Here is an 8,550-nt window from a genome sequence, read left to right on the forward strand (position 1 = left end):
CTTCTTGGCGGGAGCCTTCTTGGCCGGAGCCTTCTCAGTGGTGTTCTCTGTGGTGGCCATCACTCAGCCTCCTCCTTGGCGGCGGCGGCGTCATCCGACTTCGCTGCCTTCGTCTTGCGCGCCTTGGTCGCCTTCTCGACGGGAGCGGGCGTGGCACGAATGCCGAGCTCGCGCTCGCGGATGACGGTGTACAGCCGCGCGATGTCGCGCTTGACCGCACGGATGCGGCCGTGGCTGTCGAGCTGGCCGGTGGCCGACTGGAAGCGCAGGTTGAACAGCTCTTCCTTGGCCTTGCGCAGCTCCTCGACCAGGCGCTGGTCTTCGAACGTGTCGAGCTCGCTCGGGGCGAGCGTCTTGGTGCCGATCGCCATTACGCGTCGCCCTCCTCGCGCTTGATGATGCGTGCCTTCAGGGGCAGCTTGTGGATGGCACGGGTCAGGGCCTCACGAGCGAGCTGCTCGTTGACGCCGGCGACCTCGAACAGGACGCGACCCGGCTTGACGTTTGCGACCCACCACTCCGGCGAACCCTTACCCGAACCCATGCGGGTTTCGGCAGGCTTCTTGGTCAGCGGACGGTCGGGGTAGATGTTGATCCACACCTTTCCACCACGCTTGATGTGACGGGTCATCGCGATACGAGCTGACTCGATCTGACGGTTGGTCACGTAAGCGGGGGTCAGGGCCTGGATGCCGAACTCACCGAACGACACCTTCGTGCCACCGGTGGCCTGGCCATCGCGACCCGGGTGGTGCTGCTTGCGGTACTTGACCTTGCGGGGGATGAGCATTATGCCGACGCTCCTTCTGCGACCGGGGCCTCAGCGGCGCGGTTGTCGCGACGGGGGCCACGACGGTCACCACGCTCGCGCGCGGGCTTCTGGTTCGCCTGCTCGCGGGCCAGTTCCTTGTTGGTGAGGTCGCCCTTGTAGATCCAGACCTTCACGCCGATGCGGCCGAAGGTGGTCTTGGCCTCGTAGAAGCCGTAGTCGATGTTCGCGCGCAGGGTGTGCAGGGGCACACGACCTTCACGGTAGAACTCCGACCGGCTCATCTCCGCGCCGCCGAGGCGACCCGAGACCTGGATCCGGACACCCTTGGCGCCGGCACGCTGCGCGCCCTGCAGACCCTTACGCATGGCGCGACGGAATGCGACACGAGCAGACAGCTGCTCGGCGATGCCCTGCGCGACCAGCTGAGCGTCGGCCTCGGGGTTCTTGACCTCGAGGATGTTCAGCTGGATCTGCTTACCGGTGAGCTTCTCGAGGTCGGCGCGGATGCGCTCGGCCTCGGCTCCGCGGCGACCGATCACGATGCCCGGGCGGGCGGTGTGGATGTCGACGCGGACGCGGTCACGCGTGCGCTCGATCTCGATGTTGCTGACACCGGCACGGTCGAGCTGCGTCTTCAGCAGTCGACGGATCTTGATGTCCTCGGCCACGTAGTCCGCGTAGCGCTGACCCGGCTTGGTCGAATCCGAGAACCACCGCGACACGTGGTCGGTGGTGATGCCCAGGCGGAAGCCGTACGGGTTGACTTTCTGTCCCATTACTTGCTCGCCTTCTTCTGGGTAGCGGGCGCGGTCTCAGCAACCTCGGGGGTCGCGAGGACAACCGTGATGTGGCTGGTGCGCTTCTTGATCTGGAATGCACGACCCTGCGCGCGCGGCTGGAACCGCTTGAGCGTCGTTCCCTCATCGACATACGCGTTCTTGACGAACAGCGCACCCTCGTCGAAGTAGGTGCCCTCGTTGTCGGCCTTCACGCGAGCGTTCGCGATGGCCGAAGCGACCAGCTTGTAGATCGGCTCGCTGGCGCCCTGCGGCGCGAACTTCAGGATCGCGAGGGCCTCTTCGGCCTGCTTGCCCTTGATGAGAGCGACGACACGACGAGCCTTCTGAGGGGTCACGCGGATGTGTCGCACGCGTGCGATGGACTCCACCATTTCTCTCTCCTCTTGCGCCCCCGCGTCAGCGGCGGCGGCCCTTCTTGTCGTCCTTCTCGTGGCCGCGGAAGGTGCGGGTGGGCGCGAACTCGCCCAGCTTGTGGCCGACCATGGTCTCGGTCACGAACACGGGGATGTGCTTGCGACCGTCGTGCACGGCGATCGTGTGTCCGAGCATGGCCGGGATGATCATCGAGCGACGCGACCAGGTCTTGATCACGTTCTTGGAGCCGGATTCGTTCTGGGAGACGACCTTGCGAAGCAGGTGCTCGTCGACGAAGGGGCCCTTCTTGAGACTGCGTGGCATCTTCTGTTCCTACCTACTTGCGCTTCTTGCCGGCCGTGCGGCGGCGGACGATGAGCTTGTCGCTTTCCTTGTTGGCGTGGCGCGTACGGCCCTCCGCCTGACCCCACGGGCTCACGGGGTGACGACCACCAGAGGTCTTGCCCTCACCACCACCGTGCGGGTGGTCGACCGGGTTCATCGCGACACCGCGGACGGTGGGGCGAACGCCCTTCCAGCGCTTGCGACCGGCCTTACCCCAGTTGATGTTCGACTGCTCGGCGTTGCCGACCTCACCGATCGTCGCGCGGCAGCGGGCATCCACGTTGCGGATCTCACCCGAGGGCAGACGAAGCTGCGCGTACGGGCCGTCCTTGGCGACAAGGCGAACCGCTGCTCCTGCCGAGCGGGCCATCTTCGCGCCGCCGCCGGGGCGCAGCTCGATGGCGTGCACGACGGTACCGGTCGGGATGTTGCGCAGGGGCAGGTTGTTGCCGGGCTTGATGTCGGCCGAGGCGCCCGACTCCACGATGTCACCCTGCTGCAGCTTGTTCGGCGCGAGGATGTACCGCTTCTCGCCGTCGACGTAGTGCAGCAGCGCGATGCGCGCGGTGCGGTTGGGGTCGTACTCGATGTGGGCGACCTTGGCGTCGATGCCGTCCTTGTCATTGCGACGGAAGTCGATGACGCGGTACTGACGCTTGTGTCCGCCACCGATGTGACGCGTGGTGATGCGGCCCTGGTTGTTGCGGCCACCGGTCTTCGCGATGGGACGAAGGAGCGACTTCTCGGGCGTCGATCGGGTGATCTCAGCGAAGTCCGCCACCGACGAGCCGCGGCGACCGGGGGTCGTGGGCTTGTACTTGCGAATTGCCATGTCTCTAGTCCTCTATCCCGACTGTCAGCCGACTGCCGTGAAGATGTCGATGGAGCCCGACTTCAGCGTGACGATGGCGCGCTTGGTGTCCTTGCGCTTGCCCATGCCGAAACGGGTGCGACGGGCCTTGCCGACGCGGTTGATCGTGTTGACCGACGCCACCTTGACGCCGAAGATCTTCTCGATCGCGAGCTTGATCTCGGTCTTGGTCGCACGCGGGTCCACGAGGAACGTGTACTTGCCCTCGTCGATGAGCGAGTAGCTCTTCTCGGAGACGACCGGCTTCAGGATGATGTCGCGCGGGTCCTTGTTGACAGCGGTCATGCGGAGACCTCCTGGGTGGAGACGGTCTTCGACGCGACGAACGCGTCGTAGGCAGCCTTGGTGAAGACGATGTCGTCCGAGACGAGCACGTCGTAGGCGTTGAGCTGGTCGACGTAGAGCACGTGCACGTACGCGAGGTTGCGGACGCTCAGGATGCTGGTCTCGTCGTCGCGCGTGACGACCACGAGCACGTTCTTCGCCGGGGCGAGATTGCCGAGGACCGCGACAGCAGCCTTCGTGGACGGAGCGCCTTCGATGCCGAACGAGTCGACGATGTGCAGGCGGTCACCGCGAGCGCGATCGCTCAGCGCACCGAGGAGCGCGGCAGCGATCATCTTCTTTGGCGTGCGCTGGCCGTAGTCGCGGGGCTTGGGGCCGTGGACGATGCCACCACCGGTCATGTGCGGCGCGCGGATCGAACCCTGACGGGCGTTACCCGTGCCCTTCTGCTTGAAGGGCTTGCGACCGGCACCCGAGACCTCACCGCGACGCTTGGTCGAGTGTGTTCCCTGGCGAGCCGCGGCGCGCTGCGCAACGACGACCTGGTGGATGAGCGGAATGTTCGTCTTGACGTCGAACAGGGCGGCGGGCAGCTCAACCGAGCCGGCCTTCTTGCCGTCAGCCTTGTGGACGTCGAGCGCGAGAGTCGAGTCAGCCATGATCAGGCACCCTTCACTGCGTTGCGGACGTAGACGATGCGACCACGCGCACCGGGGACAGCGCCCTTGACGAGCAGCAGACCCTTCTCGGCGTCGACTGCGTGGACGGTGAGGTTGAGCACGGTGACACGCTCGCCACCCATGCGACCTGCCATCCGCATGCCCTTGAACACGCGGCTGGGGGTCGAGGAGGCGCCGATCGAACCGGGCTTGCGGTGGTTACGGTGCGCACCGTGCGAGGCCGAAACACCCTGGAAGTTGTGGCGCTTCATGACACCTGCGGTGCCCTTGCCCTTGCTGGTGCCGACGACGTCGACCAGCTGACCGGCCTCGAACACGCCGTCGACGGTGAGCTCCTGGCCGAGTGAGTAGTCAGCAGCATCCGCCGTGCGCACCTCGGTGAGGTGGCGGCGCGGGGTGACGCCCGCGGCCTCGAAGTGGGCCGAGAGGGGCTTGTTCACCTTGCGGGGGTCGATCTGGCCGTACGCGATCTGCACGGCGTTGTAGCCGTCCTTCTCGGGAGTGCGGACCTGGGTGACCACGTTGGGGGCCACCTCGATCACGGTGACGGGAACGAGCTTGCCGTTCTCGTCCCAAACCTGGGTCATGCCGAGCTTGGTGCCCAGCAGTCCCTTCGAAATCTTTGAGTTGATGTCAGCCATGTCGAACCTCAGAGCTTGATCTCGATGTTGACGTCGGCCGGCAGGTCAAGGCGCATCAGCGAGTCGACGGCCTTGGGCGTCGGATCGATGATGTCGATCAGACGCTTGTGGGTGCGCATCTCGAAGTGCTCGCGGCTGTCCTTGTACTTGTGGGGCGACCGGATGACGCACACGACGTTCTTTTCGGTCGGAAGCGGCACGGGTCCAACGACCGTCGCGCCCGCTCGGGTCACGGTGTCGACGATCTTGCGCGCCGAGCTGTCGAGCCCGGCGTGGTCGTACGACTTCAGGCGAATGCGGATCTTCTGTCCCGCCATTGTCTGCTCACTCTCTTTCTCGCGTCTTACCTCTGAACCCCGATCGGTTCGGGGCACGGGCATTGGACGCACCGTGGCGCTTGCACGCCGTGGCACTTCACTCCGCTGCATGGGGATGCATGTTGCGGATGCTGCACCGCTGTTCTGATGTCAACCCGGACGCTCGCGCATCCGGTCCCGCACGACACGCACGCGTGTCACCCTGGCAAGCAGGGATGCTGTGTGGGAAACGTGTTCTGCTGCCCGCGGCCTAGACTCTGCGCTTCCGCGCGTTCTATGCACTGCCCTGGCAGTGATCCAGGCGCACAGCAGTGCGCACCGGAATGTGGAACCTGAACAGTCTACGTGCATCCCGGGCGTGTCGCAAACTCGCGCCGGATTCGATCCGTGAGCTCGAAACCTTCCCAGCCGAGTTGTCCCTCCCCCGGCCGAGTTGTCCCTCCCCCAGCCGAGTTGTCCTTCGCTCAGCCGAGTTGTCACTCACCCAGGCGAGTTGTCCTTGAGTCAGCCGCGCTGTCACTCTGCGCGAAGTGCCGGGTAGAGCCGGATCTCCCGCAGATACTCCACGAACTCGTCGAAGCACTGCATCTGTTCGAAGCCCCACCGGTACGGCTGCCATCCGGTCGCCGCTCGAATCTTGCGCTCACGCTCCGCCTGCGCAGCAAGAACGTCGTCGCGGTGACGGCCCCGCAGGATGTCGCCATCGCTGTACTTCACCTCACCGTCGAACTCGCACCAGAGCCCGGCATCCGGCCACGCGAAGTCGAGCAACGCGTACTTCCCACCGCCCAGTGCCACCCGGTATTGCAGTTCGGGTTTGCGGATGCCGAGCTGAGCCATCCAGAGCCTGCTCACGCTCTCGCCCGGAAGTTGGGCACGTCCGTCCGCAAAGCGCGTGACGAATCGCGCCTGGATGATGCCGCGGGCGCCCGGGTTGGCGAAGACACGAGCGCGGACGAGGGCGCGGCATTCCTCGGCGGCGGCGTTGTCATACTCGTTCGTTGTCTCATCCCACCCGGCCATCCGGAGCGCCGCATCGAAGCAAGCCACGGCGGTTTCTAACGACTCCGTGCGGATGACGTCATAGACAGTTCGATCGAGACTCGTGACGCGCATCCCCTCCCGCTCAACGATCTCGCTCTCGTCGAGCGGCGCGAAGTGCCACGTCACGTCGGATCCGTTCCGGCGCGGATGTTCACCGAACAGGGTCATCGAAACGCGATTCGTGCCGGTCCGGTAGAGCGGAAGCCCGTGAAGAGCAGCAGCGGTGGCGTGTGACCAAGCTCCCGATCGCGTACGTCGACGGCCGTCGACGGCCAGCGCGCGCAAACGAAGGCGCTCTTCCGCGTAGACGGCATCCCAATCGGAAGCCAGGACGAGCGCGCCAGGACGCAGGGAAGCGAGGCGCTTCCCTGCCACCCCGCGACGCGGCAGCCCGATGTCCGTATCCGAGAGGCTGAACAGCTGCGCTGGTGGACGGCGACGAGTCATGGCATCCACGGTGCACCGTCGTTACCCACTCGCGCGGGAGTGCGCCACGCGCGAGAAGTATTGCCGCTGGGGCTGCAGGTGGGGAGGAGCTGATCGGGGACGGCTCGTCGACCTACTCGGGCCGGTCAGCCAGGGACAACTCGCGTCAGCAAAGGACAACTCGCGTCGGCCAGGGACAACTCGCGTCAGCGAAGGACAACTCGCGTGAGCAAGGGACAACTCGCGTCAGCGAAGGACAACTCGCGGGAAAGGGATGGGGATGCAGGAAGCCCCCACACCGAAGTGCGGGGGCTTCCGACGTAGCGCTAAGGCTTAGGCGTCCTGACGCTCGCGGCGAGCCGCGAAGACCGTGACGAGCACACCGCCGAGCAGCAGTACGCCGCCACCGATCCAGACGCCGAGCATCGAGCTCGCGTCGAAACCTGTAGTGGCGATCGTCGCGTTGATCGTGAGGGTGATCTCTTCGGCCCCGCCGTCACGCACGCCCACCAGCGTGTACTGCCCAGTCGCGTTCGTGGGCAGAGTGACGGTGACGGTTTCGCCCGTTGCCTTGGTCACCTGGGTAGAGGGCGGCGCAGCCTTCACCATGGCGAGGCTGCCCGGCCCGACGCCCTCACCGGTCAGGGTGTAGGTGACGGTGCCGGTGCCGCTGAAGTCGAACAGGAACGTCGCCGACCCGCCGGCCGGAATCGTTGTCGTGGTTCCGCTCGGCGGAACGGGCGTGTAGGCCATCGCCGCCGTAGGGGCGGCAACGAGAGCGACGATAGCGATTGCGACCGCCGCGATCTTGGTACGTAGGCTCTTCATAGTGTCTCCCCGACGTAGAAAAAGTCTGTTTGGTTTATTGCCGACATGCGGCGTGGGGGGCGTTTCGCGCGGAGGCCATCGCTGCCTGGAACAGCCCTCGTCCTCCCCGAGTTGTTCCCAGGCTACCCACAGTTTCGCGAATACCACAATCGGAGCCGTGAAACGGGACGCAATGTTCACCGGTTCGAAACAAAGTGCTCCCCGAGACACAACCCCCGAAGCAGGGGGTTTCCAGTATGACGACAGGGGCCGCCCGCATGACGCGAGCGACCCCTGTCGAGAGATTCCGAAGATTACTTCAGGATCTTCGTGACCGTGCCGGCGCCGACGGTGCGGCCACCCTCACGGATCGCGAATCCGAGGCCCTCTTCCATGGCGATGGGCTGGATCAGCTCGACCGTCATGTCGGTGGTGTCACCGGGCATGACCATCTCGGTGCCCTCGGGCAGCGTGATGACGCCGGTCACGTCGGTGGTGCGGAAGTAGAACTGCGGGCGGTAGTTCGTGAAGAACGGGTTGTGACGGCCACCCTCGTCCTTGGACAGGATGTACGCCGTGCCCTCGAAGTTGGTGTGAGGGGTAACCGAACCGGGCTTCACGACGACCTGGCCACGCTCCACGTCCTCGCGCTTGGTGCCGCGAAGAAGCAGACCACAGTTCTCGCCGGCCCACGCCTCGTCGAGCTGCTTGTGGAACATCTCGATACCGGTAACCGTGGTCTTCTGCGTCGGGCGGATGCCGACGATCTCGACCTCGGAGTTGATCGCGAGAGTGCCACGCTCGGCGCGGCCCGTGACGACGGTGCCACGACCGGTGATGGTGAAGACGTCCTCGATGGGCATGAGGAACGGCTTGTCCTTGTCACGCACCGGGTCGGGGATGGACTCGTCGACGGCCTCCATGAGCTCGACGATCGAGTTGACCCACTGCTCGTCACCCTCGAGAGCCTTCAGGCCCGAGACACGGATGACGGGAGCGTTGTCACCGTCGAAGTCCTGGCTCGAGAGCAGCTCGCGGACCTCGAGCTCGACGAGCTCCAGGATCTCCTCGTCGTCGACCATGTCAGCCTTGTTCAGCGCAACGAGCAGGTAGGGAACACCGACCTGCTTGGCGAGCAGAACGTGCTCACGGGTCTGAGCCATCGGGCCGTCGGTGGCGGCGACCACGAGGATCGCGCCGTCCATCTG

Annotated in this window: 13 protein-coding genes; all 13 read right to left on the minus strand. The window is 65.3% G+C overall.

Going from position 1 to position 8,550, the window contains the following annotated elements; all coding sequences use genetic code 11:
* Positions 1–59: 59 nt before the first annotated feature.
* Positions 60–371, minus strand: coding sequence for a 50S ribosomal protein L29 (rpmC, locus tag B4F19_RS09220; RefSeq protein WP_292734372.1), 312 nt, complete (start codon positions 369–371; stop codon positions 60–62).
* Positions 371–790, minus strand: a complete 420-nt coding sequence (gene rplP, locus B4F19_RS09225) for a 50S ribosomal protein L16 (RefSeq protein ID WP_195692939.1) — start codon at positions 788–790, stop codon at positions 371–373. Before rplP ends, rpmC begins: the two co-directional genes overlap by 1 nt.
* Positions 790–1,548: a 30S ribosomal protein S3 gene (rpsC, locus tag B4F19_RS09230; protein ID WP_195692938.1), complete on the minus strand. Its 759-nt coding sequence runs from the start codon at positions 1,546–1,548 to the stop codon at positions 790–792. Before rpsC ends, rplP begins: the two co-directional genes overlap by 1 nt.
* The gene (rplV, locus tag B4F19_RS09235; RefSeq protein ID WP_228177321.1) at positions 1,548–1,943 is read right to left on the minus strand and encodes a 50S ribosomal protein L22; all 396 of its coding nucleotides are present in this window, start codon (positions 1,941–1,943) and stop codon (positions 1,548–1,550) included. The genes rpsC and rplV overlap by 1 nt, the downstream gene beginning before the upstream one ends.
* A gap of 25 nt (positions 1,944–1,968) precedes the next feature.
* On the minus strand, positions 1,969–2,250 hold the full coding sequence (gene rpsS, locus B4F19_RS09240; protein WP_194423760.1) for a 30S ribosomal protein S19: 282 nt from the start codon (positions 2,248–2,250) through the stop codon (positions 1,969–1,971).
* Between the two features lie 13 nt (positions 2,251–2,263).
* Entirely contained in the window at positions 2,264–3,103 is an 840-nt protein-coding gene (rplB, locus tag B4F19_RS09245; protein WP_195692936.1) for a 50S ribosomal protein L2, read from the minus strand.
* Positions 3,104–3,127: 24 nt separating this feature from the next.
* The gene (gene rplW, locus B4F19_RS09250) at positions 3,128–3,427 is read right to left on the minus strand and encodes a 50S ribosomal protein L23 (protein ID WP_195692935.1); all 300 of its coding nucleotides are present in this window, start codon (positions 3,425–3,427) and stop codon (positions 3,128–3,130) included.
* Positions 3,424–4,086, minus strand: coding sequence for a 50S ribosomal protein L4 (rplD, locus tag B4F19_RS09255; protein ID WP_228177323.1), 663 nt, complete (start codon positions 4,084–4,086; stop codon positions 3,424–3,426). Before rplD ends, rplW begins: the two co-directional genes overlap by 4 nt.
* A 2-nt stretch (positions 4,087–4,088) precedes the next feature.
* A complete protein-coding gene (gene rplC, locus B4F19_RS09260) occupies positions 4,089–4,748 on the minus strand; it encodes a 50S ribosomal protein L3 (RefSeq protein WP_292729505.1) in 660 nt (219 codons plus the stop codon).
* A gap of 8 nt (positions 4,749–4,756) precedes the next feature.
* Positions 4,757–5,065 carry a 30S ribosomal protein S10 gene (gene rpsJ, locus B4F19_RS09265; protein WP_013584016.1) on the minus strand — a complete coding sequence of 103 codons (309 nt, stop codon included), beginning with the start codon at positions 5,063–5,065 and terminating at the stop codon, positions 4,757–4,759.
* A 516-nt stretch (positions 5,066–5,581) separates the two neighbouring features.
* Positions 5,582–6,556 carry a hypothetical protein gene (locus tag B4F19_RS09270; RefSeq protein ID WP_292734377.1) on the minus strand — a complete coding sequence of 325 codons (975 nt, stop codon included), beginning with the start codon at positions 6,554–6,556 and terminating at the stop codon, positions 5,582–5,584.
* A gap of 312 nt (positions 6,557–6,868) precedes the next feature.
* Complete coding sequence (locus B4F19_RS09275) at positions 6,869–7,363, minus strand: cell wall protein (protein ID WP_292734380.1); 495 nt, start codon at positions 7,361–7,363, stop codon at positions 6,869–6,871.
* 293 nt (positions 7,364–7,656) lie between these two features.
* On the minus strand, positions 7,657–8,550 hold an 894-nt coding region (locus B4F19_RS09280; RefSeq protein ID WP_292734383.1), incomplete at its 5' end, for an elongation factor Tu.

It is taken from the genome of Microbacterium sp. UBA1097 (genome assembly GCF_002313585.1).
Taxonomy (GTDB): Bacteria; Actinomycetota; Actinomycetes; order Actinomycetales; family Microbacteriaceae; genus Microbacterium.

Excerpts from the sequence above, each read along its gene's own strand:
- rpmC (WP_292734372.1), bottom strand. The coding sequence starts at position 371 with ATGGCGATCGGCACCAAGACGCTCGCCCCGAGCGAGCTCGACACGTTC.
- rplP (WP_195692939.1), bottom strand. The coding sequence starts at position 790 with ATGCTCATCCCCCGCAAGGTCAAGTACCGCAAGCAGCACCACCCGGGT.
- rpsC (WP_195692938.1), bottom strand. The coding sequence starts at position 1,548 with ATGGGACAGAAAGTCAACCCGTACGGCTTCCGCCTGGGCATCACCACC.
- rplV (WP_228177321.1), bottom strand. The coding sequence starts at position 1,943 with ATGGTGGAGTCCATCGCACGCGTGCGACACATCCGCGTGACCCCTCAG.
- rpsS (WP_194423760.1), bottom strand. The coding sequence starts at position 2,250 with ATGCCACGCAGTCTCAAGAAGGGCCCCTTCGTCGACGAGCACCTGCTT.
- rplB (WP_195692936.1), bottom strand. The coding sequence starts at position 3,103 with ATGGCAATTCGCAAGTACAAGCCCACGACCCCCGGTCGCCGCGGCTCG.
- rplW (WP_195692935.1), bottom strand. The coding sequence starts at position 3,427 with ATGACCGCTGTCAACAAGGACCCGCGCGACATCATCCTGAAGCCGGTC.
- rplD (WP_228177323.1), bottom strand. The coding sequence starts at position 4,086 with ATGGCTGACTCGACTCTCGCGCTCGACGTCCACAAGGCTGACGGCAAG.
- rplC (WP_292729505.1), bottom strand. The coding sequence starts at position 4,748 with ATGGCTGACATCAACTCAAAGATTTCGAAGGGACTGCTGGGCACCAAG.
- rpsJ (WP_013584016.1), bottom strand. The coding sequence starts at position 5,065 with ATGGCGGGACAGAAGATCCGCATTCGCCTGAAGTCGTACGACCACGCC.
- B4F19_RS09270 (WP_292734377.1), bottom strand. The coding sequence starts at position 6,556 with ATGACTCGTCGCCGTCCACCAGCGCAGCTGTTCAGCCTCTCGGATACG.
- B4F19_RS09275 (WP_292734380.1), bottom strand. The coding sequence starts at position 7,363 with ATGAAGAGCCTACGTACCAAGATCGCGGCGGTCGCAATCGCTATCGTC.